Genomic DNA, 25969 nt, shown 5'->3' on the forward strand with positions numbered 1-25969 from the left:
TCGTCCGTCCCCACCCGGCGCGGCTGTGGTGCGTAACGGCGTCAGAGGGCAGGGGCGTTGAGCGTCAGAGTCGGGTGACGTCCAGCGTGCCCTCGGCGTACTGCCTGCGCAGCACCTTCTTGTCGAACTTGCCGACGCTCGTCTTCGGCACCGACTCGATCACCGTCCAGCGCTCGGGCAGCTGCCACTTGGCGACGCCCCCGTCGGCGAGGAAGGCGCGCAGGGTGGTGAAGTCGGCGGTGGACCCATCCTTGAGGACGACCGTGGCCAGCGGGCGCTCCCCCCACTTGTCGTCCGGGACGGCGACGACGGCGGCCTCCGCGACATCGGGGTGGGACATCAGCGCGTTCTCCAGCTCGACGGAGGAGATCCACTCGCCGCCGGACTTGATGACGTCCTTGGCCCGGTCGGTCAGGGTGAGGAAGCCGTCGCGGCTGATGATGCCGACGTCCCCCGTCTTCAGCCAGCCGTCCTCGCTGAACTTGTCGGCGGGGCGCAGCGGTTCGGCGTCGACGCCGTTGTAGTAGGCGCCGGCGATCCAGGGACCGCGCACCTCCAGCTCACCCGCGGACTCGCCGTCCCAGGGGAGCCGTTCGCCGCCGGGGCCGGTGAGCCGGGCCTCGACACCGGTCGGGAAACGGCCCTGGGTCAGGCGGTAGCCGAACTCCGCCTCGGTGCCCACGGCCTCGGCCGGCGGGCGGGCGATGGTGCCGAGCGGGGAGGTCTCCGTCATGCCCCAGGCGTGGCAGACCCGCATGCCCAGCTCGTCGAAGGCCTTCATCAGCGAAGGCGGACAGGCCGAGCCGCCGATGGTGACCTGGGTGAGGGAGGAGACGTCCCGGGGCTTGGCCAGCAGCTCGGCCAGCAGGCCCTGCCAGATGGTGGGGACGGCGGCGGCGTGCGTCGGCCGCTCCCCCTCGATCATCTCGGCGAGCGGGGCGGGCTGCAGGAAGCGGTCCGGCATCAGCATGTTGACGCCGGTCATGAAGGTGGCGTGCGGCAGGCCCCAGGCGTTGACGTGGAACTGGGGGACCACGACCAGGGAGGTGTCCCGGTCGGTCAGGCCCATCGACTGGGCCATGTTGACCTGCATCGAGTGCAGGTAGATCGAACGGTGGCTGTAGACCACGCCCTTGGGGTCCCCGGTGGTGCCCGATGTGTAGCACATGGCGGCGGCGGCGCGTTCGTCCAGCTCCGGCCAGTCGTAGGCGATGGGCTTTCCGGCGAGCAGGTCCTCGTACTCGTGCACCTGGGCGTCGGCGTCCGCCAGCGCGGAACGGTCTCCGGGCCCGGTCACGACGACATGTTGAACGGTCTTCAGGTGCGGCAGCAGCGGAGCGAGCAGCGGGATCAGCGAACCGTTGACGATGATCACCCGGTCTGCGGCGTGGTTGACGATCCACGCGAGCTGCTCGGCCGGAAGGCGGAGGTTCAGGGTGTGGAGCACCGCGCCCATGCAGGGGATGGCGAAGTACGCCTCCACATGCTCGGCGTTGTTCCACATGAGCGTGGCCACCCGGTCGTCGCCGGTCACCCCGAGGTCTTCGCGCAGGGCGTGGGCCAGCTGGGCCGAGCGGGCGCCGATCTCCGCGTAGGAACGGCGGTGCGGGTCGCCCTCGCCGGTCCAGGTGGTCACCTGTGACGTGCCGTGGATCGTCGACCCGTGGGTCAGGATCCTTGAGATCAGCAGCGGTACGTCCTGCATGGTGCTGAGCACGGCGTCCTCCTGGGCGACATTGCCTACGCGGCGGTAACGGTTGTGCTGATTCTGCGCACATACCGCTCGGTATGTCACTAGGTGAACGGATGATCGATCACGTTCCGCGGAACTTCGCTCTCGGTCAGGACCGGACAAGCCCCAGCTCGACGTCGTCCCGCAACTTCCCGAGCGCCCGCGAAACGGCCGACTTCACCGTGCCCACCGATACGCCGAGCACCTCGGCCGTCTGGGCCTCGCTGAGGTCCTCGTAGTACCGCAGGACGACCATGGCACGCTGTCGCGCGGGCAGCCGCATGATCGCCCGCCACATCGCGTCGCGCAGCGCCTGCTGCTCGGCCGGGTCGTCGCCACCGGGGACCGGGTCCGGCTCGGGCAACTCGTCGCAGGCGAACTCGTCCACCTTGCGCTTGCGCCACTGCGACGTCCGCGTGTTCAGCAGCGCCCGGCGCACATAGCCGTCGAGCGCACGATGGTCCTCGATACGCTCCCAGGCGACGTACGTCTTGGCGAGCGCGGTCTGCAGCAGGTCCTCCGCGTCGCTCGGGTTCCCGGTCAAGGACCGGGCGGTACGCAGGAGCACCGGATGCCGGGCCCTCATGTACGACGAGAACGACGGGTACGGGAGGGTCTGCGTCGCCGGAGCAGCGGCGTTCGAAGCGCTGGTGCAGACGGGTCTGGTCATGACTCAACGCTATGAGCGGGGCACGTTCGGCAAATCGGCCGCAGGTCCCGAAGCCGCGTCCCCCTCAGGTTGTAGGGGTGGGGCCTGCCGCACCTCCTGAAGGTGGACGAGCGGGGGAGGCTCCGTGCGGGTTCCCCCTTGGGGGAAGCACCGCGGAAACCCGAAAACGCCTGCGCGACGGTACCGGAGTACCGCCGAGCAGACGCCTCGCACCCCACGGACCGCACCCCACACGGCGTCAGAGGGCCGTCGGCCCTCTCACCTCATCACCACAGCGGGGTGAAGTTGACCACCACGTTGTCGTTGCCCTGGACGACGGACGTGAGCGCGGAGCCGTTGACCTGGGCGGTGTTGCTCTGGTTCGAGGCACCGGAACCGACGGCCTGCTGTTGCGTGGTGGCCGCGTTGCCGTAGTTGTCGCCGCCGACGCCGCTGCCGAGCACTCCCGCCTCGGCGCTTGTGGCCGTGGCGTTCGATCCGTCGTCCGCGAGAGCGCCGGTGTCCGCCATCGCGACGCCGGCGAAGAGGGCCGCCGCGAGCGGAAGAGCGGAGACGGCGGCGATGACTCGGGCGGTACGGATGCTTGCCATGTTGTGTTCCCTCCAGAACCAAGGACGCACCGGCGCATGAGCGTGTGTGCGTGATGTACGGCTGCCACCAGGGGAGTTGGCCGACCACCCCGGCACTGTGCACGACGTCGCGAGATCAGGATTGCCCACCGGATCCCGGTGAACCACCTCGGAAGCCGTCATTAGCACGCAAGTGTGAGCACAAGTCGATAAACCTCCCCCTTCCCCCCTGAGCCACCTCTCCGCCCGACACGGCCCTCTGCTCGCCAACCCCCGCAAGAGGGGAAGCGTTTCGGCACTTTTTCCGCAAACTGCGCGAACCCCGGCGCGTCACACCCAGCCCTCTTCCCCTCCTCGAACGCGCGTACGAAAATGGATCCATGGCCACCACCGACCGGCAGGCCACCACGCTGGCCCTCGCACACGCCCTGTCAGCCGCCGAACGCGGACTGGCCGTCATCCCGCTGTCCCGGACCAAACTCCCCGCCCTGCGCTCCCCGCACCGCGACGAACCCGGCCGCCGTCCCGGCCGAACCACTCCCTGCCACGGCGAGTGCGGCCGCTTCGGGCACGGTTTCCACGACGCCTCCACCGACCCCGCCCGCATCCGCTTACTCTTCGCCGCAGCGCCCGGGGCCACCGGCTACGGCATCGCCTGCGGACTGCCCCCGCACCACCTCATCGGTGTCGACCTCGACACGAAGACCGGTACGGACTCCTCCGCCGCCCTGCGCGAACTGGCCCTGCGTCACCTGTTCACGATCCCCGCCACGGTGACCGTCCTGACCCCCAGCGGCGGCCGTCACCTGTGGCTCAGCGGCCCGCCGGACGTCGCCGTCCCCAACTCCGCGAGCCGGCTCGCCCCCGGCATCGACATCCGCGGCGCCGGGGGCTATCTCGTCGGCCCCGGCTCCCGCACGGACCACGGCACCTACACGACCGCCCCGGGAACCGCCCGCTTATCCCCCGCCGCCTGCCCGCCCGCCCTCCTGCGGCTCCTCCTGCCACCGCCCCGCGCCCACCACCCCACACCCCCGTCGACCGGCGGTCACGGTCGGGGACTCGTCCAGTTCGTCCTCGCGGCACACGAGGGCCAGCGCAACACCCGCCTGTTCTGGGCGGCCTGCCGCGCCTACGAGGACGGCATCGGCCCCGCCCTGGTGAACCCCTTGGTCGACGCGGCCCTCACCACGGGCCTGTCCGAACGCGAGGCCCGCGCGACCATCGCCTCGGCGGCCCGCATGACGGGCCACCATCCCTGACCCACAACCCGGGATCCACCGGTCGCCTCCTCCCCTCGCCCCACGAAAACCGAAGGCCCCGGACACACCACCGCCCTAGAGTGCCGACCATGTCACTCGCCCGCGCCGCCTCCGCTTCCGGCCGCGCAGTCGCCGCCGCAGCGCGAACCCCGCACCGCGGGACGCACCCCGGGAGCAACCGGTCGAGGACGAGGAGATCCGACCGTACGCCCCGCACACACCTGGAAAACCCCGAATGAGCGCCCCGACCCCCGACCCGGCCTCCACGCCCCCCGCAACCCCCACTGCCCCCACCCCCCTCTCCCGAACAGAACTCCTGCGCTGGCAGTTCGAACTGACCTGGTCCCTGTTCGCGTACCACCTGGAGCGGCTGGAGCCGGACGACTTCCTGTGGGAGCCCACCGCCCACTGCTGGACGATGCACCGTGCCGCCGACGGCACCTGGACCCCCGACTGGGCGGAGACCGAGCCCGACCCCGTGCCCGTCCCGACCATCGCCTGGGTCAGCTGGCACATCGGCTGGTGGTGGAGCGTGACCCTGGACCATGCGCACGGGCGTCGGCCCCGGGAGCGGACCGAGATCACCTGGCCCGGAGAGGGACCGGCGACCGTCCAGTGGCTGCGCGACCTGCGAACGGAATGGCTCGCGACGCTGGACGGCCTCACCGACGCCGACCTGGACGCCACGGCACCGTTCCCCTGGCCGTCCGACCCGGCGTACACCGTGGCCCACATGGCCGCCTGGGTGAACACCGAACTCCTGAAGAACGCCACGGAAATCGGCCAACTCCGCCTCCTGCGAGCGGCGTCATGACCCCCGGCCTGCCCGGCTGTTCTCACTGCTCAGCGTGCGGAGGAGGTAGGATTTGAACCCACGGCGACATCGCTGCCACGACGGTTTTCAAGAGCCTCAAGGGAACAGTACGAAACCCCTGGTAACGGCGGGCTCCAGAGCCGGAAAGGGGTTGCCCGGCCCACACATGGCCCATGGCGTCACTTCTTACGGGGAGCCATCTGCTCTGGCGTCGCCACGCAGCGGAAGCCGGTGTCGTCGTCATGCATCATGTCCCCGCTCTACTCCCTGTCGTCCGGGCAGACGAAGTCCCATAGCTTCGGCGGAAACCCCTTCCTCAGCTCATGCCGTTCCACCGGAGGTATCGATGTTGCGGGGCAGGGCTACTTCTGGACTCCTTCGCTGGACCCGTGCTGATGCACGTATAAAAAGCCGGGGCACCTAAGATGCCCCGGCTTATTTTTATTTCGCCCGCAGGTGAGGGTAGTACATCATGATTGAAGCATCGATCCGGGCCGTGGCTGACCTCATCCCGGTCTTTGTGGTGGCGTCGGTAATCGTTGCCCTACCCGTGGTGCTGTTGGCGCGGGCCAAGAAATGTCCAGTGACGGCAACCACCTTGTTCTCGGTGTCACTGCTGGGGGTCCTGGCCGTGACGCTCCTTCCAGGCGGGATGGGTGATGCGGGTAACGAAATCGCCTGTTACATCGGCCCCTCCCTGAGAGGCGTTCTGTCCACCACCCCAGGACAACTGAACGTGCTGCTGTTTGTCCCAGTTTGCTTCTTCGGGGTGTGCTCCTTCCGCCGGCCGATCGCCGTACTGACGGGCGGTGTGCTCCTGACGGGAAGCGTCGAGATGCTCCAGGCGCTCCTTCCGCTCGGTCGATCGTGCAGCTATTCCGACCTGTCGGCAAACGCTCTGGGCGCATTTGCTGGTGTGCTGTGCGGCCTGGGTTGGTCGTCGCTCAGGCGGCATCGCCCCCTGTTCACTCGACGTGACGCCTGGAACAGCGCACGCCTGTTCGGAATAGGTGGAGCAGTAATTTCCACTGTCTTCATGTTCGGGATCACACCCGTCCATGGCGGTGCCGAAGCTGTCGGGGCCACGAGCGAACAGGAAAAGTGGGCTCGAAGCGTTGCGAATCAGGTTTACGGTGAACAAACCAAGGTGATCCAGGTACAGCAAAGAGAGCCAATTCCCGGCTTCCCCGGGAAGGTCGACGTCACAACCGACAAGGGCAACCTTTCCCTCCTGTGGCCCGATCGAAAAATTCAAAGCGCATTGTCCGTGGACAACCAGGATGACGGAGGAACCCTGACCCCGGACCAAGCGAAGCAGGCCGCTGAGGAGTTCGCCGACAAGTGGTACCCAGAAGAAATCAAGGGCAGCAGGTCGACCTTTGATCCCCTCGCCAAGGGAAAAGCCCCATACGTCCTCAGCTACCGGCGTTATACAGACGACATCATGATGCCCATGCGTCTCGACGTCACAGTCACCTCGTCGGGTCGGATCATGGGAGTGAACGCTCGACTCGTAGAGGATCCGAAGCTTCCGGAGGCAAAGCTTGACCGGGCCGCCGCAGAGAAGCATGCGGAAGAACTGACTCGTCTCAAGGCAGGCAGTCCCGTGTTCCTCATCGCCCAAGAGGTCTATGACGAGTGGCGGCCTGTCTGGGTCGTCAACATGGTTCGTGACGGCGAGAAAGAGGCTCAGGGCACGGCCATCTACCTTGACGCAGTGTCAGGCAAGCCGGTTCAGTGACAGGACTGACAGGACCCAACAGGTCCGCTTCTGGACCGCTGGCGGTCCACGCCTGGTCCACGCACACTGATCCACACCGCGGCAGCGCCGGATCAAGGTGAGACACCTTCCGTGTAGTTGGGGTGCCCCTCACTGAGGGACACCCCATCTGACCGGCACGTCTCTGACCTGCGGAGGCGGTGGGATTCGAACCCCCGGTGACGTTCTCACGTCACTACGGTTTTCAAGATCTCTCGACGATCATGCGGGGCGATCGCTCCCCCACAGGTCAGACGGGTGCGATCACTTCGGCGGAGCCGTCGTCATCGTCGTCGTGCCCGCTACGTGCCCCTTCGAGGCTCATCGGACGTCGACCGGCGCTACCGGCCCGATCCGGGGAAAGTAGTACGTGGATGCACCAAACCTTCTCCCTTGGTGGACCTCTCCCCCGCGCCCCTCCCGCTGGTTCGGGGGGGGCCTCTGTGGGTTTCGTCAACCCTGCCGTGCCGGGTGTGAGGTGATTGGCCGGTGTGGGGTTCATGCGGCGAGGGCGGTGGTCCTGGGCTCGCGGGGTTCGTAGAGGGTGCCGTCGCGGAGCATGGCGAACAGGACGCTGATGCGCTGGCGGGCGAGGCGCAGGAGGGCCTGGGTGTGGGTCTTGCCGCGGGCTCGCTGGCGGTCGTAGTAGGTGCGCGAGACGGGATCGGCGTTCATGCAGGCGAAGGCGGACAGGAACATGGCCCGTTTGAGCTGCCGGTTTCCGCCTCGGGGTGCGTGTTCGCCGTGGATCGAGGTCCCGGATTGCCTGGTGGTGGGGGCGAGGCCGGCGTAGGAGGCGAGGTGGGCGGCGGTGGGGAAGCCGGTGCCGTCGCCGACGGTGACCAGCAGCACTGCGGCGGTCCTGACGCCGACGCCGGGCATCGACGTCAGGACCGGGGAAAGAGGGTGGGCCTCCAGCAGGGCGTTGATCTGGGCCTCCAGGGCCCGTCGCTGTTCGTGGACGGCTCCCAGCGAGCGGGCCAGGGACGGGATGACGATGTCGAGGGTGCCGGTCCCGGGCACGACGACGGTCTGCTCGTCGCGGGCGGTAAAGACGTCGTCGATCAGCCGCGGGGCCTTGGGCCGGATCACCTCGACCAGCCTGCGGCGGCCGGCTTTGCGCAGCGCGGCCGGGGACCCGTAGCGCTCCAGGAGCCAGGTGACGGCCTGGTGGTCGAGGCGGGGGCCCAGGACCCGCTCCAGGCTGGGGTGGAACTGGGTGAGCAGGCCGCGTATCCGGTTGGACGTGCGGGTGGCCTCGGCCGCGAGGTCCTGGTCGAAGCCGACGAGCACGGTCAGCTCGGCGGTGATCTCGTCGGTCAGTTCCAGCGAGCGCAGGGTGTGCGGCATGGTGCGGGCCGCGTCCGCGATGACCGCGGCGTCCCTCGCGTCGGTCTTGGCCTCGCCCGGGTGGAGGTCGGCGATCCGGCGCATCGCCAGTCCGGGCAGGTAGGCGACCCGGCAGCCGGCGTCCCGGGCGACCGTCAGGGGCAGGACGCCGATGGAGGCGGGCTGGTCCACGATCACCAGCACGGTGCCGAACTTCGCGGTCAGTTTGTCGAAGACCGCTCGCAGTTTCGGCTCACTGTTGGGCATGGCCTTGTCGAAGACCTTCTTGCCGGCCGGGGTGAGCCCGTGCCCGTGGTGGGTGCTCTTGCCGACGTCCATGCCGAGGAAGACGCCCACGTTGCCGGTGTCGAACATCGCGCCCTTCCAAGGGAGTTGACTCTGCCTGGCCTCGGCTTCGGTGTCGTACGCGCGCATCCACGTCATGCAGACCTGCCGCCCGCGAGCTGTCCGGCATTGCGCCGGACCGGACGGTGGCCGGACCTCTCATCAGCGTCTGTGACGGCACCTCCCGGGCCCGGTGACACCACCCCCCCAGGTCATCGGTTCGACAGGGGGACACAGTCATGCCGGGCCCGGAGGCCAGCGGCCCTCTTGCAGGACCGCGAAAAACATAACGGGGGACGCCCGTCCGAGTGATGCGGCCGTGGTCCGGGCGGCCAAATGGCCCCGCACACACCTCCCTCATCACCTTCTGATCCGTAGCTCTAAACAGATCGGCCAGGAGAGGGAACAGAGGCTCCGGTTAATGCGACAACGCGCACAGTCGCGCGCACGCATAGACGCCTCGACATGGCCTCTCGCACGGCCTTACCACCCGCTGCGCGAGCGCGCCTGCAGAGAACCGCACGATGTCGCTCGGAGCATTCGGGTGATAAGCGTAAAAGTATGCGTCGAAAGGGGAAGCATGAGACCGCCAAGCCTTCGTCGAGCCAATCGGCGTCCACCCACGTCAAGGAGACAGAAATGCGTCGAATTGCCAGCGTGCTGATCGCATCAGCGGCTCTTGTCGCTGCCCTCGGCTCCCCGGCCATCGCCGACGACCATAGAGTCCTCGGCCTGATTCCCGTTAAAGCGGACAACGCTTACCTCCTGAACAACACTCACGTTCTGGAGAACGCTAACGTTGAGCTCCTGAACCAGCGTTGACAGGTCGGTGCCCCCGGCTTCGTCGGGGGCACCCCAGCATCGCAGCTTGCCTCCGTCGCGCTTACCGGCGTTCAGGACCACCCCATTGGCCGGGATGCACTGCCCGTTTGGTTCGAGGGCGTGCAGATGACCCAGCGACTGGGCCATCTGCACGGCGGTCCTTTGGCTGGTTGGACGGCTGAAGGACACGACGAACAGTGGCAATGGAGCGCGATCTTCGCCGGGGTCGCCGTCATCGCGGGCCGGGCAGCCCTCTGCCTTCCAGCAGCACGGCTCGGCCATGTCCTGACTGTTGGATCAGCCGCGTTCCGATCACAATCAGATTCTCACCCACCAGGTAAGTGCGGACTGCCGTTAGGCCCTCTTCACGGATTACGAGATCGCGAAGGAGCTTTGCCTCCGCGGCGGCCCGCACTGACGCCCGCCCGGAGTAGACCAGTCAGCGCCATCCGGCCCATTGAGCATTTTTATGCATCGGCGCGACCGGTTAGCCAATTCCAGTGAAGAATCTCGAATTAACCGTAAATCGATCCCTTCCGCGAATAATATGCCGTCGTCAGGACTTTCAGTCAGACACCACCCACTCATAGGAGTTGGCTCCCCCGATGACGCTGAATATCCTTGGTGCATCACGGCGCACCTTGTCGCTTTGGATCGCAGCGGTAGCAACCGCCGTGATCGCCGCTGCCGTGATCGCGCTGTCACCGACACGCGCAAGTGCCGTTGCCACGGCTGTACCTCTGGGCACGGCAGCAGATTTCGGAGTACTGGCTGGTTCAACAGTCACCAACACCGGCCCGACGACGGTCGAGCGTAGCGTCGGGGTGAGTCCGGGTACCGCGGTCGTGGGGTTCCCGCCCGGCGCAGTGCTGCCGCCCGGCACCATCCACGCTGCTGACGCCGTCGCTCTCCAGGCTCAGAACGATCTGACCACGGCGTACAACCAGGCCGCCGGGCAGGCAGCGGACGTCACGTACACCGGAGACCCTGTGGAGCTCGGTGGCCAGACGCTGACTCCGGGTGTCTACAAGGTGCCCGTCAGCGCCCAGATCACCGGCACCCTCACCCTGAACGGCCAGGGCAACCCCAATGCCGTCTGGGTGTTCCAGGTCGGTTCGTCGCTGACGACGGCAAGCGCCAGTCGGGTACTTTTCACCAATGGCGCCAACCCGTGCAATGTGTACTGGCAGATCGGCAGCTCAGCCACTCTCGGTACCAACTCCACGTTCGTGGGCAACATCCTGGCTTTGACCTCGATCACTGCCACCACGGGGACGACCGTCAACGGCCGGCTGCTGGCCCGCAACGGCGCCGTGACGCTGGACTCCAACACGATCTTCCAGGGTGAGTGCGGGACCGCTCCGACCGGCACGGCGACCCCGACCGGCACGGCGACCCCGACCGGCACGGCCACTCCGACCGGCACGGCGACCCCGACCGGCACGGCCACTCCGACCGGCACGGCGACCCCGACCGGCACGGCGACCCCGACCGGCACGGCCACTCCGACCGGCACGGCGACCCCGACCGGCACGGCCACTCCGACCGGCACGGCGACCCCGACCGGCACGGCCACTCCGACCGGCACGGCGACCCCCACGGACGGCGGCGACCACGGCGGCAAGAAGCCCGGTGAGCACGACCACCACGACGGCAAGAAGCCCGGTGAGCACGACCACCACGACGGCAAGAAGCCCGGTGAGCACGACCACCACGAGCACAGCCACGATGACAAGGACAAGTGGCCGTGGTAGTGAGTTCACAGCAGAAAATGGTGTCAGTCCGATGTGTCGGCCCGGTTATTGATCGCTGATGCCACGCGGGACGGGATCGAGCCGCTGATTCCGGCTGATCTGATCCCTGCATTCAGGCTTCTCAGTACCGACCACCATCTGGTCCACGCCTGGTCCACACACACTGATCCACAACGCGACAGAGCCGGATCAGGATGAGACAAGCCTCATGCAGAAGGGGTGCCCCTCAGTGAGGGGCACCCCTTCTGACCAGCACGTCTATGACCTGCGGAGGCGGTGGGATTCGAACCCATGGTGACGCCTTCACGTCACTACGGTCTTCAAGATCTCCCGACGATCATGTGGAGTGATTGCTCCCTCGCAGGTCAGACGGAGGCGAGCACTCCGGCGGAGCCGTCGTCTTCGTCGTCGTGCCCACTACGTGCCCCGGGCTGGTCATCGTGCCCGCTGAGCCACGAGTCGGCCGCTTCGGCCACCTGGTCGTCACGACCAGCGACCGGCCGGGCGTAGTGCCGCGTTGCGACACTCGCGTTCGAGTGGCCAAGGCGGTGAGCGGCGGTCATCACGCCGTACCGATCGGCGACCCACGTCCCGTGCGAAGCGCGGAGATCGTGCGGGGTCACGTCGGTCAGCCCGGCCGCCGACACTGCGGGGTCGAAGTACGCCTTGCGCCACTGGTTGTAGCGCAGCGGCTTGCCGCCAGGCGTGGTGAACAGAAGCGCATCATCCCCGCCGAGCAGGGTCTCCAGGTGCCGGCCGAGTCGCTTCGCGAGCGCAGGGCCGACCGGGTGTGTCAACTTAACGGCTGATCTTGGTTGTTGAGTTGGTCAGTGGCCGGTGGGGGTCAGTCGGCCCTCGAAGGCGACCTGGAAAGCGTTCAAGGGCGCCTTCCAGCGCATGGTCCACCGCCTGCGGCCCTTGCCGGTCGGGTCCAGGCTCGTCAGCGCCATGTAGACGCACTTGAGCGCCGCGGCCTCGTTCGGGAAGTGCCCGCGGGCCGGGACAACCCCTTGGGCTGCTGCACGGCCTGGCCGGTCACACGGGTGAACGGGACGTACTGGCACGGCGTTTGAGTTCCAGATATCGGGGCGTCGCGGTCGACCAGCGCGGGCACGGCGCCAGCGAGCGCCACCCACAGGACGTCTCCCGCGCAGCCTACGTCGCCGACGTCATCGCCGTGTCCAGTATCTGCCGGTGGCAGTACGTCTCCGGTTGCCCGCCGCGGCCGCGCATCCAGCCCGGCACCGGCAGCAACGGGCGGACGACGGCCCCTTCCTCGTCCGTCATATCGGTCGGGTACCGGCGCTCACGCATCGAATTGTCGGCGGCGTTCCCGAACCGGTGAGCCAGGCAGTCACACTCCCGGGTGGCCGCGGTGGGCTGCCCGGGCATCGGCACGGAAGGCTGCGGCACCAGGGCCTCATGCTGCTCGGTGATCAGACACCAACGGGCTGTTCAGGAGGCCCTGCTCGTACGCGCTGAGCACCCGCGACCACCCAGTCGAGACTCCCGTTCGATCGGCAAACCTCAAAATCGGTACGACAACAGCTACTACGACAACATCCACTAAGCCTGCATTTTCGATCAGATGCCCGATCGGGGCGCGAGGTTCCGGCCGACTTCCATGATCCTTTTCATGTGTGGTCTCTCTTCCCCCACCCTCTCTGGGATGTGAGGGTCTGGTGCGTCACCCCCTCCATGACCTGGGGGTGACACACCACAGGATCGCCTCCCTGACCTGGAGGCGAGGTAACGACCACAGGGGATTCAACGTGCGTAAGACCACGCGCCGCATATCGCTGGCCGGAATTGCCGCCGTCACCAGCGCGGCCCTGCTCGCCACCGTGGCTCCCAACGCCATGGCTGCCGACAGCACTCGGGGGGAGGCCACCGCTGTGGCCGTAGCGGCTGAGTCGCAGGCTCCGGCACTCACCCCGGAGCAGCGCCAGTTCATCGAGGACGAGATGGGCCCGGAGGCTCTCGCCGAGATCCAGAAAGCCATGAGCCAAAACCCCTCCGGCGGCGTCCAAACCCGCGCGTTCCCGATCGCCGCGGCTGCCATCGGCGCTGCCGCATGGTGTGCCAAGGGTGCTCTGGCCAGCATCCCGACCTCGGTGCTCAGCGACATCGCGGCGGGCAAGGCATCCAGCAAGAAGACCTATGTCAGGAACGCCGTCATCGGCTGCCTCGGTGGCGAGATCGGCGGCGTCGTCTGGAAGTTCCTCCCGGGCTGGGTCAAGAACAAGGCCATCAACATGGTGATCGCCTTCATCATCAAGTACGTCCGTTAGGATCGCCCGGCACGACGAGCTCATGGGGTAAGCATGGCCTACATGTTCATTTTCGGCTGCTTCCTTCTGCTGGGCGTAGCCAGTGCGCTGGCGGCCCGCGTTGGGTACCGGGGCAATGTCTGCGACAGGTCCATCGGGTACGAGGTCCCTGCAGAAGTGAAGTCCGACCCCGTCCTGCGGAAGCGGGCGAACGGCCTGGTGACGTTCTGGTGCACCGGGGCCGCAGTACTCAGCTTCGCTCCGCTGGTCCCGATCGGGAGCGTCATCTTGAGTGACGGCGGTAAGTCGGTCTCCACCTGGGGGCTTGTGGTCTTCGCGCTTTATGGCCTGGCCGTGGTGATCGTGGGGGCCTACCCATTCGAGAAAATCAAGCAGCTCGGCACATCCGCCGAGCGCTGAACAACGATGCCCCCAAGGCCGGACCCGGTCTTGGGGGCATCCCCCTGCCACGCAAGTTCCGTCGCGACGAGCTCACCCAGCGGCAGCGGGCAGCTCGCTGAGCTGGGCATGAAGCTGACCCGCTCATTCTCTCCGGGTTGTGGTCCACGCCCGGTCCACACGCATTGATCCACAACGCGACAACCCCGGATCAAGGTGAGACAACCTCGATGCGGAAAGGGTGCCCCTTGGTGAGGGACACCCTTTCTGACCAGCACATCTATGACCTGCGCGGAGGCGGTGGGATTTGAACCCACGGTGACATCGCTGCCACGACGGTTTTCAAGACCGGCCGGATCAGCACGGCCCAATGCGGCTTGACCTGCGCAAGCATCCCCTCATTGGGCGCCGCCTACGCCAGGTTGGCCAGAGGTTGGCCGCGCCACCCCTGGGTTGGCGCGTCGAACCCCCGCCAGCAGCCATCCCTGGCAGGGGCACGACCTCTTTGCCCCCACAGCTTTCCAACTGTCCGCATGAGCGTACGGGGGCGTCCGTTGGGGTTCATGGGACAGGTCAGACGGGGGCGTGTACGGAGGTGAACAGTGGCGGCTGTCAGCGCACCAGACAAAGACCAGGACAACGATCGGCTCAGAGCCGAGTCCCTCGATCGCTACACGTGAGGTCGACGCACACGTACGCGCTCCGGATCCTTGGCGGGTTGTCATAGTCGTCCCGGGCAGGCTCCATGGTCATTGCCCGTGATGCGCTGAACGGGAGACGTGCGGATGGTTTCGGGCTGATACTGGAACTCTCGCTGCGAGGGGGGGACCGTTGGAAACGTTCGAGTTGAGCCGGTTGACAGACTTCGACTTCGAAGCGGTCTGTAAAGACGTCTTCCAGGAAGAGTTTGGGGTTCGGCTCGAAATCTTCGCCTCGGGTGCCGACGGTGGCGTAGATCTACGTCATATCTACCCCGACGGCTCGTCGTTAATAATTCAGTGCAAGCATTGGCACAGGTCTACCCGCGCCAAACTAGTGGAGCACGTCACCAAGGTTGAGGCCGCCAAGGTTGCGCGCCTTAACCCTGCGAGGTACATATTGGCCACCTCTCTAACGCTCACCAGGGGTGCCAAAGATAAGCTTTTCACCGCCCTGCAGCCATACGTGAAATCTCCGGACGACATTTACGGAAAGGACGAAATAGATGCTCTACTGCGCAAGCATGAACTTGTTGTACGGAGGCACCTGCGTCTATGGCTAACGAGTGCATCCGTTTTGAACTCACTGCTCGTCAAGAACATCGTCACTCGGTCCCAAGCGCTGGTTGGAGAGCTAGAACAAACGCTTCTCACCTATGCTGATAATCCAAGCTATTCCCGAGCCCTAGAGATTCTAGAGGAAAAGCGAGTCTGCGTGATCGCAGGCATACCAGGGATCGGCAAGACGACCCTCGCTCATATCTTGTGTGCGCAGTATCTCAGCGATGGATATGAGCTAGTCGAAATCTCAGAAGATGTGGAGGAGGCGAATAAAATTTGGGACGATGAGGTAAGGCAAGTCTATTATTATGATGATTTTTTGGGTCAGACAACGCTCGATGAAAAGCTCGGAAAAAACGAGGACAGCCGCCTGCTGTCGTTCATGAAGAGGGTTGCACGCGATCCTCGCAAGAGGTTCATCCTTACCACGCGCGAATACATTCTGGCTCAGGCGAAACAGCGGTATGAGAGGCTTGACAGGCATTCATTTGACGCGCAGATGTGTGTTCTTGATCTAGTGGACTACACTTTTCAGTGCCGCGCATCTATTCTGTACAACCACGTCTATAATTCTCCACTGCCTGCCAGCGTCAAGGCGTCGTTTGCTTCTCCAGCTGTGTACCGGCCCATCATTGAGCATCGCAACTTCAATCCTCGTATCGTGGCGGCAACACTGGCGGAGGCGGAGTTGCTGTCTGACGAGCCCGACCATGCGCCCAGCGATATCCTCGCGAATCTGGAAGATCCCCAACGCCTCTGGGATCACATTGTGACCCACCAGCTCAGCGACACTGACGTAAAGTTACTAAAGGTCGTATTTTCATTCCTCTCCAACGTTCGCTTCAAGGACTTGCAAGGTCTGTGGGGAGAGTATGGGGAGTCGCAACGAGACCTCAAGAAAACGCTGAGCATCCTAGACGGCACCATGTTGAAAACTTTGGAGCTGGATTGGGAAATCTATGTAGGCTTCCATAACCCATCAGTGCGCGACTATTTCGTAAATCTGATTCAATCCGACGTGACAGAGCTGGTCTCGTTGATGGGTCTCGTTAGATATTTTGAGCAATTCGAGACTCTGTGGTTGCAGTTCCCGGCCCGAGGTGGTGGGTCGATGCTGACAACTTTTAAAGAGTGTAGACGCGAGTTGGAAGATGCTGCGACCATCGCGTTTCGCGCCATTCCGTTTGGCCCCCACAGCCGTCGAGGCGGGCCCGTAATCGACTTTGCCCGCAGGGCTTGGTTCTACCTAGAGGCAGGGCGAGATGTTGGCTCTGCAGTAATTCGCGGTATGGGACTTGAGGCGGTCGCTGAAGATAAGGAAAGCATGAATGCAATGAACGGAATAGTGGACTACAATGCATTGCTCCAAATTCTCGCCGAGGATGAAACGCCGGAAGGCCGTAAAGCTTTCGCTGACGCCGTTACCACGGCTATCAAATGGGCTTTGGCAGACGTCAGCAGTTGGTATTTGATCAACGACGCTGAGCGCGTATTGGATATTGCCCGGGAATATGCTCCCGGAGCGGAAGTGGAGGATGCCCTAGAGTCGCTTGCATCAGTGCGCTACGAATACGCTAAAAGTGCGATCAGTGACTGGTCGCAGACGTTCGAGGAACCTACCCTTCCAGCGGATGAGATGAAGGAAATTATCGACTATTACAGCGCCATCGAGGATGCGCCTCATTTCGATGGTTTCGAGACGGCGGAAGAGCGCGTAAATGGGATCGACTGGGATCACCTGTCGGTTTTTAGAGGCAGTCGATCGGAACAGGCGCATAGGCAAACTTCGGTGGCAGTGCGGGAAGTCGAACACATGATGCAAACGCTGCGAGACGTGAGTGGTTCGGACAGGGACATAAGGGGTTGATAGCTGAGTTTCAGGAGCGCCACTACACGACTACCGAGACCTGATGCGTCGAGAGCTGCCCGCGAACGACTGAGGTCGGTGGAGCGGCTTGGGCTGAAGTTCTGAACAGCGACCGGCGCTTTGGGCCGGCTGACGCTCTGGGTAGACGCTATCTGATCCGTAGGCGGGTGCACCGCCCTCCGCTGAGGGCGACCACTGGTGACAAGCTCCCTCACCCACCGATCGGGAGGACGCCCGCATGCGTGGTTGTGCACCACTGTTGATGTCACCCGCTGATGTCAGCTAGGCGGCTGAGGTTCACCTCGTTCGTCCTTCGAACGCGACTTTGCAGGAACTTAGGACAGAAACGGGTCGACGGGACTAGCCTCTCTCCCAAATCCATGGAGGAACCAATGGCCCTAAAGAAGCTTACATTCGGAGATTCTCTCGCGGGACTACTCATCGATCACGTCGACGACACGCCCTATGTTGTGGCCACCCTCACCTACGACACAGAGCGAGGTGTTCGACTCGAGGTTCCCTATATCCACCATTCAGACACCGAGCAATTCAGAAACGCAGAGAGATGGTTTGAAACGGCAACGCCACCCGAGAACCTCACGTTCACGACCAAAGGCGGGGTGATTTCTCTATTCGGCTGCCGATACTCGGGGCACACCATGCACTTCGGCGGGCAGGGGTACGCGGCTGGGTACATCACCCCTCAGGAAGTAGTACTAGACTTCCGTGAAGGAGATCCCGGCTCGAATCTCGCCGTCTCAGAACTTCAATCTGAACTCGACGGCCTCGCAGAATGGACCCGTTTCCGAGCCATTAGGCACGAGATTGAATCAAACGCAGAAGGACGCACTCAGAGGGTATCGGTAATCGCCGAGAGCGTGGAAAGTCTTACCTGGCCTCAGGGCGACGCAGAAATGAACTTGAGCACAAACTGGTCTACCGCGGCAGAAGGGTCTGGGTTTCATCTGTCAGAATGGGTGGCGCTTAAGAGTCAGTTCGCCACCCCTCGACCCGTAGACAAACATCTCACGGAGCAACGGAAGGTGGCAGCGCTCCTCAAACTCAATTTCGGACGTCCTATCCATTTTCGCCGCCACCAAGTCCGAGACGACCTGTTTCCGGATCGCACTATGAACGGGCCTCGCGAAGGGAAATCCTTCCAGGAGTACATCAGTCGACGCACATTTGGAGACTTCCCGCAACCTCTACCGGGCAAGAAGGACCTCAGGCAGCCCATCTTCTATCTCGCCCAGATAGGGAGCGCGGGATTGACCAGGTGGAGCGACATGTATGAGGAATGGAGGCGGTTCATTCATCCCGCCGTAAGCGTGCTCAGCCGTCCTCGCACCGTACTTGAGGACGTCGTGGTGAACGCCTCAATGAGCATCGAGGCGGCTGGCAATCTAATTGGCCGAGTTGACGGGGAAGAGGCCACCTACAAGAGGAACGGACACCCCTCTACAGCCACCCATTCATTCCGTGTCATCGCGAAAGTCGGGCTAGATTTCCAGGGAGTAGCCGAGTCAACTGTAGGCGTAGCCCGCGCAATGGCTAACAACTACAACACAATCAAACACTACGACCGCGGTGAATTTCCAGATCCCGCTGAAACCTATTTCATCAGCAAGGTGGCAATGACTTCGGTGCGTCTTTTGGCGACAACCATCGTAGACCCTAGCGGAAATCTCGTCGATCTATACAAGTCGAGCGGCCGATTCAGCGACGTCAAGGACGACATCAAGCGAACTCGGCTACAAGTTAATGATGATGGAATTTTCGTGAAAGTCTAGGCTAGCTAGTTTAGCTTTCCGCTGTGTGTGGACTCAAATCCGGTAGAGCGCTGAAAGAGCGCTCCAGACCTGCGGTGTGGAAGGTTCACGATACGTATGAGAGTAAAACCCGAATTCTCGTAGTAGCAGTGCAGCCCCACGTTGTCCTTCCAAGCGTCCAAGCGCAACCACCGCTTACCCTGTGAGGCAGCACGACTCACAGCCCAGTCCAGCAGCCGGCCACCTACCCCACCGCCCGCCGAGTCACGGCTGACGGCCATGCGGTGAACGTAAAGAGCCTCGCCCGGATTATCGTCCGGGGTCCAGAACTCAGGGTCAGCGAAGTCGTCCACTTGAATGGTCGCGATAGGCTGCCCGTCCTTGAACGCGATGAAGCACACACCCTGCTCCAAGGCGGCCATAATGCGATCGCGGTGCGGCGGGTACTGCCATTGATCGATACCGCGCGAGGCGAGCCAAGAGGACGCCCCGCGCAGCAACGTTTCCACGGCGCCAAGTTCATCAGGGCGCCCCGGGCGGATGAACATGTCTGTCATGCGTCCTCGTTCGGCACTTCGCGTTGCCGCTCATAGGAGATCACGTGCCGGTCGCCAGGAAGCACGGTGACCGCGACCCGCACAGGCTGACCTTCGGCCGTGTATCCGGTGACGACGTGGACACCGACCGGCGTGCCGGGGCCGAGGTCCAGCCGGTGCACCTGCTCCGGCGTGGGCATCCGAACGTAGAGCTCATCCAGTGCCCGCACCTGCCTGTAACCGAGTTCGGCAAGTACCTCGTTGGCGCCACGGCCGATATCCTCAGGGCGCATGATCTCCGAATCCCGCACGATCGCGAGCGGGAAGTAGCTGTCGTTGATGTTGAACGGCTCGCCGTCGAGATAGCGCACTCGCTTCCGGACGGCGACCAGTTCGCCCGACTCAAGACGAAGCCGTTTGGCTACGTCCTCGGGCGGCTCCACGATGGCCACCTCGATTTCCTGTCGCGGCTCGCGCCCCTCAGCCGAGTACTCGGTCATGAAGGCGTCCATCTCTGGCGAGTGTGGCCGCTTCCGGAACTCCGCTTGAGGACGGAACACCATCGGCCGGCGACGCCGAACGAAATGCCCCTGAGGGCGGGCTGAGACGACTAGCCCCTCGTTCACGAGCTGTGCGAGCGCCTTGCGCACGGTCTCCCGCGACACGCTGTACTGATCGCGCATCTCCGCTTCCGTCGGAAGCTTCGCATCGGGTGCGAGGTCCCCGGACGTGATCTGCTCCCGCAGCTCGTCCGCAATCTGCTGGTACATCGGGTTACGCCCGATTCGGGTCACTGCCATGCCTCCCATAGAAGCCGCAGGCTGACTGCATTGTCCAGTCAATGCGGCCAATGCCCTTGCGATCGGTCGACCGCTCTGTCAACATCCTGACTGTAGCCATTGTACGGACAATGGCTACAGCGCTTCGGGCATTCCTGTGCTTTCTCGCAGGGTGCGCGGAGCGAAGGGGCCCGGGACAGAGCGGGCCGAGGGACCCGGACCCCTGGTCAACCGGAGGGCTCAGACCGAAAGGTCACGTCTCCATATGCCTGAAACGGGAGCCCGTGTTCCCGAAGGAGACCTGTTCGCATCCGCTTCCACCCACCCACGGGGGCCGCGTGCGCAATCAACGAAGAACTTGGGTGCCCCGCCGCAACGGACCGGCCGGCAGGCGCCAGTGCAACAGCCCGGTCCGTCCTCGTTCGCAGCACTGACGCTGCGGCCGACTGCCTCTTCCGTCCGTCCGGCCCAAACAGCGTGGGCGTACGGGCGGGAGCGCGGGGAGTCGGGCCGGTTTGACCGGCCGAGTCCACCGATCCCACCAACGGCGAGCGGCTCCCGGGGTGCCACCCGGGAGCCGCGACGGGCCGTTCCACCGCTGAGAGGAACACGACCCAATGGACCACATCGTCACTGTTCAGGACGCCGTTACCGCGTTCGCCGACTTCATGGAGCCGACGAACGCGGAGCTGGACGCGATCGAGCGGGAGATGCCCGTCATCCTGGCGGACGTCGAGCTGCTGGACGCGCACATCGTCACGCTGGACCGCACGCCGACCGAGCTGGACGCCCGCCGCATCCGCCGGGCCCGCCGCCGCGCGCTCGCCGCACGGGTCGCGCTGCTCAACCGCACCGCCGGCGCGAGCCTGCCCGGGGGTGCGGCGTGAAGACGCTGACCGCGCAGATGGCGAGCGACGGCAGCGCGTGGCGCCTGTACGTCGTGCTGTACGGCGAGAGCCAGTGGCCCACCGTCCGGTGGGAGCGGTCCGGGCCGGTGCCCACCGTGGCGGAGCGCCGGCGCACGCTGGCCGGACTCGGCTACGAGGTGGCGCCGGGCGCTCAGTGGTCCTGGACGGAGGACAGCCGGGACCCCGACGATGACTCCACCCCGGTCCTGCTGATCGCCGCCGTCACGGTGCGCGGTCGGGACGGGAGTGCCTCATGAGTGCCAAGACCGTCCTGCCGGCCGTCGCGATGACGGCCGTGTCCATGGTGCTCACTCTGGCCGTGGTGGTGATGTGGCTGGGCACGGCGATGCCGTGGCCGGTCGCCCTGGTCGTCGGTCTCGGCATCGACGGCGGATGGCTGGCCACCCTCGCCTATGAACGCCGACTCGCCGCGCAGGGCGACCACAACCGCGCGGTGACCGCCGTCGGCTGGTCCTTCGGCATCCTCGCCACCGCCGTCCTGGTCGCGCACGCGCTGACCGCCGAGCACTCCGCCGGCGCGTGGCTGGCCGTGGCCTGGCTGCCCATCGCGGCCAAGGCCCTGTGGCTGGTGCACGGGCTGTGGGAGCGCACCGCGCTCACCCCGGTCGCGCTGGACGCGATCCGCGGGATTCAGCAGGAGGCGCGCGACGAGGCGGCCGTGGCCCGCGCCCGGCTGCGGGCGGAAGCGGCCACCGAGGAGACCCGGTTGACGGCCGTGACGGAGGCCGGGGCGCGCGTCGCCCGCGTCCAGACACGGACCGCGCAGACGCTGTCTTCCGCGTGGTCGGCGCTGGAGACGGCCCGCGCCGGCGAGGAGACCGGCAGGGCGCTGACCAGCGTGACGGCCCGCGTCACGCCCGGGGTCACGCCCCGCTGGGATCTGCCCGTGTGGGGGCCGTCGGAGCCGCTGGCGGCCCGCTCGCTGGAGGCCGCGCCGGCGCTCACCGATGAGGCGCTGGACGTCGTCGTGGACGAGATCCGCACCAGCGAGACCCCGGCTCTTTCGTATCGGGAGATGGCTGCCCGGTTCCGCGCGGCCGGTCACTCCGCCTCCGAGGTCCGGTTGCGGGCCGCGTGGAAGCGGGTCGCGTGATGGGGGCACTGCCGGTGTTCCGGTGGCGTCTGGCCCCGGACGGCTACGCCACCCGCCGACAACTCCGCGCCCAAGGGCTGCGGCCCGGTGGTCAGGAGGTGGCGGCGCAGCTCGAACGCCCCCGCCGTCGGCGGGGGCCGCTGGTCGCCCACCTGTACCGCGTCGACCTGGCCGTGCCGGTCCGGCCGATGACCCCGGCCCGGCGGGCGGCGCTGGCCAAGGCCAGCGCCGCCCGCCGCACGTGTCCCGCCTGCCGGCGTGATGCCGGCTACGTCATCCCCGCCGCGCTGGGCACGTGCGTGCCCTGCGCCGATGCCGACCCGCACGGGTCCGATGGGAGCACCCATGAGCAGTGCTGACCTGCGTCGTCTGGACCGTGAGATCAGGCAGACGGCCAAGAAGCTGGAGGCCGTGCGGCGGGGTGAGTTGTGGCCGCTGAACGGCCGCGAGCGCCGCGCCATGACCCGCGCCGTCGCAGGCGGCGCCTACCGCACCCTGCGGGGCCGCGGCGCCGGCCGCGCCGAGGAGCGGATCGAGTCCACCGGCAACGCCGCCGAGATGCGGCTGACGGCGGAACTGTCCGCCCTGCACGCCGAGCGGCAGCGGCTCCTCACCGAGGCCGCCCGGACCAAGGCCAAGCGGAAGTCGTCCGGCTGGTTCTGACCAGCCATCACGCCGGGGTGGCCGCCTCCCTGCACGGACCCGGCCACCCCGGCTCACTCCCTTACTCCCGCCCCGAACGGGGCAGTCAGGAGCCCTTCCAGCATGTCTGAGAACGTCGTCCACCTCCACAAGCCCACCGACCCCCCGACCCCGGGCACCGCCCCCACCGTCCTCACCGTCGTCCCCGACGCGCCGCCCGCCCGGCCGGTGCCGCTGTGGGTGCGCTCCGGACGCGCGGTGAAGACCGCCGTCACGCACGAGACGACCCGGGCGACCGTCCGCGCCGTGGCCCGGCACAGCCTCTACACCCTCAACGGCGGCCGGATCGTGGCCCGCCGCACCTGGGACGGCCGCACCGGCGCCCGGTACGAGCGGATGATCCGGGCGGCGGAAGCCGCCGGGAACCTGGAAGCGGCCGAGGAGTGGGAAGAGCGGTTGCAGCGCTTCCGCGCCGCCCGCCACCACCGCCGCATGGACCTGCTCCACTCCCCGGTCGACGCGGCCAAGGGCGTGGCCGTCGGCGCCGGCATGAGCATCGGCGTGCTGGTCGCCCTCGGCGTCGTGATGGCCCTCAACACCGGCCACGTCGGCGACGTCATCACCCCGCTGTCGGCGACCGTCGACTTCATCGCCCTGCTGATCCGGATCGTGCAGGTCGTCTGGGGTCCGGCACTCACGATCGGCCCGTTCCTCGCGCTGCTCGCCCTGTGGTCGGTCGGCCGCAAGCAGCACGCCGCCCCCGCCTGGGCCCTCCCGGCGAACGTCCGGTCGGGCGAGGGGGAGCCGATCACGCCGTCCATCGTGGTCAAGGCCCTGCGCGACCTCGGAGTCCCCGCCCTGGCCCGCGCCATCAAGGAGATGGGCGACGCCGGCGCGAGCATGCTCGGCCCGATCACCATCGCCGGATGCGGCGTAGAGGTCGACGTCACCCTGCCCTCCGGGGTGTCGACCAACGAGGTGCAGAACAAGCGCCGCAAGCTCGCCGAGAACCTCACGAGGCACGAACACGAGGTGTTCATCACCATCCCCCAGGCGGCCCGCACGGTGCGGCTGTGGGTGGCCGACTCCGGGGCGCTGGACGAGCCGATCGGCCCGTCCCCGCTGGCCGTCGACGAGTCGCTGACCGCCGACTACGCCAAGGGCAAGGCCCCCTGGGGCCAGGACCTGCGCGGGGATGCCGCCGCGCTGTCCCTGTACCAGCGCCACCTGCTGATCACGGGGTTGTCGAACCAGGGCAAGACGGCCGCGCTGCGCGCGCTCGCCCTGTGGCTCGCCCTCGATCGCTCCGTGGAATTCCGGATCGCGGACCTCAAGGGCGCCGGCGACTGGGCCATGTATGACGGGCTCGCCACCGTCCTGATCCAGGGCCCGACCGATGACCACGTGATCGAGGCGACCGAGATGCTCGAAGGCGGTGTCTCGGAGATGGAACGCCGTCTGACCGCGCCGCCCGGCACGACGTTTCCGCCGCTGATCCTGCTGGTCGATGAGGCGCAGGTGGCGTTCATGTGCCCGCTGGTCGACGCCGACAAGCGGCCCTATGGCGGGTCCAAGGCCACGTCGCGGTACTTCATGGCCGCCCGCAAGATTCACAACCAGGGCCGGGCGGTCAACGTGCTGCTGTGGCAGGGCACCCAGGACCCCACCGACCAGAACCTGCCCAAGCTGGTCCGCGAGGGCGCCCACACCCGCGCCTCCCTCGCGCTGGGCACCGAGTCGCAGGCCCGCATGGCGCTGGGGGACAAGGCCGTCGACGGCGGGGCCGCGCCGAACCTGCTGCGCCCGGGGCTGGACAAGGGCACGGTCGTGGTCGCCTCGGACGGGATCGCCATCCCGGCCAGCCAGGCGTCGATCACGGTGCGCACGCACTACATCGACACCGACACCGCCACCGAGATCGCCGAGCGCGCGAAGCGGCTGCGCGACGGGGTGACCACCCTGCACGTGATCGAGCGGGGCGAGGAGCGCGACCCGCTCGCCGACATCGCCGCCGTGTTCGGCGAAGCGCTGCGCCTGGTCACGCAGGACGTACTCAAGCGGCTCGCCGCGCTCAACGAGGACGCCTACGGCCGGTGGACGTTCACCGACCTGCGCCGCGTGCTGTACGGCACCGGGGCCGAGCCGTACAAGTCCGACGGCCGCATGGTCGTCGCCCGCGACCGCGTCGCCCGCGCCCTCGCCCACCGCGACACCGGCGGTTCCGCTTCCGCCGACTGACGGCAGGGAACCGACCCCGGGGGGACCAGGGAGGCAGGGAGAACTCCCTGACCGCCTCCCTGACCCGCCTCCCTGGCCCTGACCAGCACAAATGATCGTTCAGGGAGTCAGGGAGGCACGCAGGCCAGACCCCCGAACACCCCTCCCCAGCGCCCCCGGCAGGGGGTGTCTCCGCCTCCCTGGCCAACTACCGGAAGGGATTCCGCATGTACCCCGACCACACCCACGGCGTGCCCGCACAGCGGGCCGTGGAAGTCCACCGGCCCACCCCGCTCCCGCCCGCCGTCCCCGTCCCGGCGCCGGTCGTGCCGGTGCAGCCGGGCAGCGTGCCGGCGGTGGCGAGCATCGTCCTGCCGGACGGCCGCGTGGTGACCGGCTACGCCATCGAGTCGGCCCGCCCCGAACCGGTCGCGGCCCCGCCGGCCGTCTCCCGCACCGCGGTGAACGTCGCCCTCGGGGGCGTCGGCTTCCTCGCGGTGTGCGGCGGGCTGCTGCTGCTCACCTCGTTCATCGCCGCGCTCACCGCGTTCGTCACCCAGCTCATCATTCTGGCCGCCGTCGTCTTCGGCGGCTGGATCGCCGCCCAGGTGCTCGGTCCGAGCGGCCACCGCGACGGCGGCACCACGGTGAACATCCGCAAGGCCGTGTTCAAACGCAACCACTTCCACGGCTAGGGCATGCGGCTGCCCTGTCGCTTACCACCCGCGCGCTGGCTCACCCCCATCAGGATGATGCCGGTCAGCAGAAGCCCGTTGCCGAACAGGGCCCACTGTCGGATGCCGATGTCGCTGATCAGCAGCCCGAAGACCATCTGCCAGCACAGGCCGAAGCCAGCCACCAACTGACCCCAGCCGTAGAGGCGAACGCGGTGAACCCGACGCCGGTTCCAGGGGAGCACCCAGCCACGCGTAATCCCCGCTACGCCCGAGGCGGCGAAGAGCAACGCCAGCAGAACACCAGGTATGGCGATGTAGAGATGCATGGTCCCTCCCTGCGCGCCCGACCCACGCCGGACGTCGCCGTGATCATGACACCCGCCGCACGCCGCGTCCACGCGCTTCCGTAGCCCACGGCCCCCCTGATCGGCCGGACAGTCCCAGCTACGCCAAGGGCGGCCCCCACTCCGCCAAGA

The 25969-nt window shown here is 66.3% G+C and carries 24 protein-coding genes and 3 pseudogenes; 16 read left to right on the top strand and 11 right to left on the bottom strand.

Features of this window, described 5'->3' with window-relative positions; genetic code table 11:
- Positions 1-64: 64 nt before the first annotated feature.
- The 3 genes from ACVW19_RS16445 to ACVW19_RS16455 form a co-directional block, all read right to left on the bottom strand.
- Positions 65-1717 carry a long-chain fatty acid--CoA ligase gene (locus ACVW19_RS16445; RefSeq protein WP_457460120.1) on the bottom strand — a complete coding sequence of 551 codons (1653 nt, stop codon included), beginning with the start codon at positions 1715-1717 and terminating at the stop codon, positions 65-67.
- Positions 1718-1841: 124 nt separating this feature from the next.
- The gene (locus ACVW19_RS16450; RefSeq protein WP_457460121.1) at positions 1842-2402 is read right to left on the bottom strand and encodes a SigE family RNA polymerase sigma factor; all 561 of its coding nucleotides are present in this window, start codon (positions 2400-2402) and stop codon (positions 1842-1844) included.
- Between the two features lie 266 nt (positions 2403-2668).
- Positions 2669-2992 carry a hypothetical protein gene (locus tag ACVW19_RS16455; RefSeq protein ID WP_457460122.1) on the bottom strand — a complete coding sequence of 108 codons (324 nt, stop codon included), beginning with the start codon at positions 2990-2992 and terminating at the stop codon, positions 2669-2671.
- 359 nt (positions 2993-3351) lie between these two features.
- Between ACVW19_RS16455 and ACVW19_RS16460 the strand changes: the two genes are divergently transcribed.
- The 3 genes from ACVW19_RS16460 (at position 3352) to ACVW19_RS16470 (ending at position 6788) form a co-directional block, all read left to right on the top strand.
- On the top strand, positions 3352-4233 hold the full coding sequence (locus ACVW19_RS16460) for a bifunctional DNA primase/polymerase (protein WP_457460123.1): 882 nt from the start codon (positions 3352-3354) through the stop codon (positions 4231-4233).
- 235 nt (positions 4234-4468) lie between these two features.
- Positions 4469-5047, top strand: a complete 579-nt coding sequence (locus ACVW19_RS16465; protein WP_457460124.1) for a DinB family protein — start codon at positions 4469-4471, stop codon at positions 5045-5047.
- Positions 5048-5519: 472 nt separating this feature from the next.
- Entirely contained in the window at positions 5520-6788 is a 1269-nt protein-coding gene (locus ACVW19_RS16470) for a VanZ family protein (protein WP_457460125.1), read from the top strand.
- 516 nt (positions 6789-7304) lie between these two features.
- Here the strand turns inward: ACVW19_RS16470 and ACVW19_RS16475 are convergent.
- Positions 7305-8510: an IS110 family RNA-guided transposase gene (locus tag ACVW19_RS16475; RefSeq protein WP_457464638.1), complete on the bottom strand. Its 1206-nt coding sequence runs from the start codon at positions 8508-8510 to the stop codon at positions 7305-7307.
- A 639-nt stretch (positions 8511-9149) separates the two neighbouring features.
- Complete coding sequence (locus tag ACVW19_RS16480; RefSeq protein ID WP_457460126.1) at positions 9150-9584, bottom strand: hypothetical protein; 435 nt, start codon at positions 9582-9584, stop codon at positions 9150-9152.
- Positions 9585-10126: 542 nt separating this feature from the next.
- Here ACVW19_RS16480 and ACVW19_RS16485 point away from each other — a divergent pair.
- A complete protein-coding gene (locus tag ACVW19_RS16485; RefSeq protein WP_457460127.1) occupies positions 10127-11056 on the top strand; it encodes an ice-binding family protein in 930 nt (309 codons plus the stop codon).
- Positions 11057-11421: 365 nt separating this feature from the next.
- On the opposite strand, the pseudogene ACVW19_RS16490 reads toward ACVW19_RS16485, so the two are convergent.
- A pseudogene (locus tag ACVW19_RS16490) lies at positions 11422-11847 on the bottom strand (tyrosine-type recombinase/integrase); the annotation flags it as partial.
- A 36-nt stretch (positions 11848-11883) separates the two neighbouring features.
- A pseudogene (locus ACVW19_RS16495) lies at positions 11884-12060 on the bottom strand (IS256 family transposase); the annotation flags it as partial.
- 11 nt (positions 12061-12071) lie between these two features.
- Between ACVW19_RS16495 and ACVW19_RS16500 the strand changes: the two are divergent.
- Positions 12072-12236 (top strand): annotated as a pseudogene (locus tag ACVW19_RS16500) (alpha/beta fold hydrolase); the annotation flags it as partial.
- Here the strand turns inward: ACVW19_RS16500 and ACVW19_RS16505 are convergent.
- Complete coding sequence (locus ACVW19_RS16505; protein WP_457460128.1) at positions 12212-12343, bottom strand: hypothetical protein; 132 nt, start codon at positions 12341-12343, stop codon at positions 12212-12214. The pseudogene ACVW19_RS16500 and the gene ACVW19_RS16505 overlap by 25 nt on opposite strands.
- Positions 12344-12828: 485 nt before the next feature.
- On the opposite strand from ACVW19_RS16505, the gene ACVW19_RS16510 reads away from it, so the two are divergent.
- The 4 genes from ACVW19_RS16510 (at position 12829) to ACVW19_RS16525 (ending at position 18641) form a co-directional block, all read left to right on the top strand.
- Positions 12829-13347, top strand: a complete 519-nt coding sequence (locus ACVW19_RS16510) for a hypothetical protein (protein ID WP_457460129.1) — start codon at positions 12829-12831, stop codon at positions 13345-13347.
- A gap of 33 nt (positions 13348-13380) precedes the next feature.
- On the top strand, positions 13381-13746 hold the full coding sequence (locus ACVW19_RS16515; protein ID WP_457460130.1) for a hypothetical protein: 366 nt from the start codon (positions 13381-13383) through the stop codon (positions 13744-13746).
- 810 nt (positions 13747-14556) lie between these two features.
- Positions 14557-16851, top strand: coding sequence for an nSTAND3 domain-containing NTPase (locus ACVW19_RS16520; protein WP_457460131.1), 2295 nt, complete (start codon positions 14557-14559; stop codon positions 16849-16851).
- Between the two features lie 392 nt (positions 16852-17243).
- Positions 17244-18641 (top strand): ApeA N-terminal domain 1-containing protein, encoded by a 1398-nt coding sequence (locus tag ACVW19_RS16525; RefSeq protein WP_457460132.1) that lies wholly within the window; start codon positions 17244-17246, stop codon positions 18639-18641.
- 5 nt (positions 18642-18646) lie between these two features.
- On the opposite strand, the gene ACVW19_RS16530 is transcribed toward ACVW19_RS16525, so the two are convergent.
- The gene (locus tag ACVW19_RS16530; RefSeq protein ID WP_457460133.1) at positions 18647-19177 is read right to left on the bottom strand and encodes a GNAT family N-acetyltransferase; all 531 of its coding nucleotides are present in this window, start codon (positions 19175-19177) and stop codon (positions 18647-18649) included.
- Positions 19174-19956, bottom strand: a complete 783-nt coding sequence (locus ACVW19_RS16535) for a GntR family transcriptional regulator (protein WP_457460134.1) — start codon at positions 19954-19956, stop codon at positions 19174-19176. The genes ACVW19_RS16530 and ACVW19_RS16535 overlap by 4 nt, the downstream gene beginning before the upstream one ends.
- A gap of 596 nt (positions 19957-20552) precedes the next feature.
- Between ACVW19_RS16535 and ACVW19_RS16540 the strand changes: the two genes are divergently transcribed.
- The 7 genes from ACVW19_RS16540 (at position 20553) to ACVW19_RS16570 (ending at position 25511) form a co-directional block, all read left to right on the top strand.
- The gene (locus ACVW19_RS16540) at positions 20553-20822 is read left to right on the top strand and encodes a DUF6284 family protein (protein WP_457460135.1); all 270 of its coding nucleotides are present in this window, start codon (positions 20553-20555) and stop codon (positions 20820-20822) included.
- Positions 20819-21100 (top strand): DUF6303 family protein, encoded by a 282-nt coding sequence (locus ACVW19_RS16545; RefSeq protein WP_457460136.1) that lies wholly within the window; start codon positions 20819-20821, stop codon positions 21098-21100. Before ACVW19_RS16540 ends, ACVW19_RS16545 begins: the two co-directional genes overlap by 4 nt.
- Positions 21097-21957 carry a protein spdB gene (locus tag ACVW19_RS16550; RefSeq protein WP_457460137.1) on the top strand — a complete coding sequence of 287 codons (861 nt, stop codon included), beginning with the start codon at positions 21097-21099 and terminating at the stop codon, positions 21955-21957. The genes ACVW19_RS16545 and ACVW19_RS16550 overlap by 4 nt, the downstream gene beginning before the upstream one ends.
- Positions 21957-22316 carry an RRQRL motif-containing zinc-binding protein gene (locus ACVW19_RS16555; protein ID WP_457460138.1) on the top strand — a complete coding sequence of 120 codons (360 nt, stop codon included), beginning with the start codon at positions 21957-21959 and terminating at the stop codon, positions 22314-22316. The genes ACVW19_RS16550 and ACVW19_RS16555 overlap by 1 nt, the downstream gene beginning before the upstream one ends.
- Positions 22303-22620, top strand: coding sequence for a hypothetical protein (locus tag ACVW19_RS16560; RefSeq protein WP_457460139.1), 318 nt, complete (start codon positions 22303-22305; stop codon positions 22618-22620). Before ACVW19_RS16555 ends, ACVW19_RS16560 begins: the two co-directional genes overlap by 14 nt.
- Before the next feature lie 102 nt (positions 22621-22722).
- The gene (locus ACVW19_RS16565) at positions 22723-24837 is read left to right on the top strand and encodes an ATP-binding protein (protein WP_457460140.1); all 2115 of its coding nucleotides are present in this window, start codon (positions 22723-22725) and stop codon (positions 24835-24837) included.
- A 206-nt stretch (positions 24838-25043) separates the two neighbouring features.
- Entirely contained in the window at positions 25044-25511 is a 468-nt protein-coding gene (locus ACVW19_RS16570; RefSeq protein WP_457460141.1) for a hypothetical protein, read from the top strand.
- On the opposite strand, the gene ACVW19_RS16575 is transcribed toward ACVW19_RS16570, so the two are convergent.
- Positions 25508-25819 carry a hypothetical protein gene (locus ACVW19_RS16575; protein WP_457460142.1) on the bottom strand — a complete coding sequence of 104 codons (312 nt, stop codon included), beginning with the start codon at positions 25817-25819 and terminating at the stop codon, positions 25508-25510. The two genes, ACVW19_RS16570 and ACVW19_RS16575, sit on opposite strands and share 4 nt — an antisense overlap.
- Positions 25820-25969: the final 150 nt, after the last annotated feature.

The sequence above is a fragment of the Streptomyces sp. TE5632 genome (assembly GCF_054061295.1).

Coding starts and splice junctions, on each gene's coding strand:
- ACVW19_RS16450 (WP_457460121.1), bottom strand. CDS start 2,402: ATGACCAGACCCGTCTGCACCAGCGCTTCGAACGCCGCTGCTCCGGCG.
- ACVW19_RS16455 (WP_457460122.1), bottom strand. CDS start 2,992: ATGGCAAGCATCCGTACCGCCCGAGTCATCGCCGCCGTCTCCGCTCTT.
- ACVW19_RS16460 (WP_457460123.1), top strand. CDS start 3,352: ATGGCCACCACCGACCGGCAGGCCACCACGCTGGCCCTCGCACACGCC.
- ACVW19_RS16465 (WP_457460124.1), top strand. CDS start 4,469: ATGAGCGCCCCGACCCCCGACCCGGCCTCCACGCCCCCCGCAACCCCC.
- ACVW19_RS16470 (WP_457460125.1), top strand. CDS start 5,520: ATGATTGAAGCATCGATCCGGGCCGTGGCTGACCTCATCCCGGTCTTT.
- ACVW19_RS16475 (WP_457464638.1), bottom strand. CDS start 8,510: ATGTTCGACACCGGCAACGTGGGCGTCTTCCTCGGCATGGACGTCGGC.
- ACVW19_RS16480 (WP_457460126.1), bottom strand. CDS start 9,584: ATGGCCGAGCCGTGCTGCTGGAAGGCAGAGGGCTGCCCGGCCCGCGAT.
- ACVW19_RS16505 (WP_457460128.1), bottom strand. CDS start 12,343: ATGACGGACGAGGAAGGGGCCGTCGTCCGCCCGTTGCTGCCGGTGCCG.
- ACVW19_RS16515 (WP_457460130.1), top strand. CDS start 13,381: ATGGCCTACATGTTCATTTTCGGCTGCTTCCTTCTGCTGGGCGTAGCC.
- ACVW19_RS16525 (WP_457460132.1), top strand. CDS start 17,244: ATGGCCCTAAAGAAGCTTACATTCGGAGATTCTCTCGCGGGACTACTC.
- ACVW19_RS16530 (WP_457460133.1), bottom strand. CDS start 19,177: ATGACAGACATGTTCATCCGCCCGGGGCGCCCTGATGAACTTGGCGCC.
- ACVW19_RS16535 (WP_457460134.1), bottom strand. CDS start 19,956: ATGGCAGTGACCCGAATCGGGCGTAACCCGATGTACCAGCAGATTGCG.
- ACVW19_RS16540 (WP_457460135.1), top strand. CDS start 20,553: ATGGACCACATCGTCACTGTTCAGGACGCCGTTACCGCGTTCGCCGAC.
- ACVW19_RS16550 (WP_457460137.1), top strand. CDS start 21,097: ATGAGTGCCAAGACCGTCCTGCCGGCCGTCGCGATGACGGCCGTGTCC.
- ACVW19_RS16555 (WP_457460138.1), top strand. CDS start 21,957: ATGGGGGCACTGCCGGTGTTCCGGTGGCGTCTGGCCCCGGACGGCTAC.
- ACVW19_RS16560 (WP_457460139.1), top strand. CDS start 22,303: ATGAGCAGTGCTGACCTGCGTCGTCTGGACCGTGAGATCAGGCAGACG.
- ACVW19_RS16565 (WP_457460140.1), top strand. CDS start 22,723: ATGTCTGAGAACGTCGTCCACCTCCACAAGCCCACCGACCCCCCGACC.
- ACVW19_RS16570 (WP_457460141.1), top strand. CDS start 25,044: ATGTACCCCGACCACACCCACGGCGTGCCCGCACAGCGGGCCGTGGAA.
- ACVW19_RS16575 (WP_457460142.1), bottom strand. CDS start 25,819: ATGCATCTCTACATCGCCATACCTGGTGTTCTGCTGGCGTTGCTCTTC.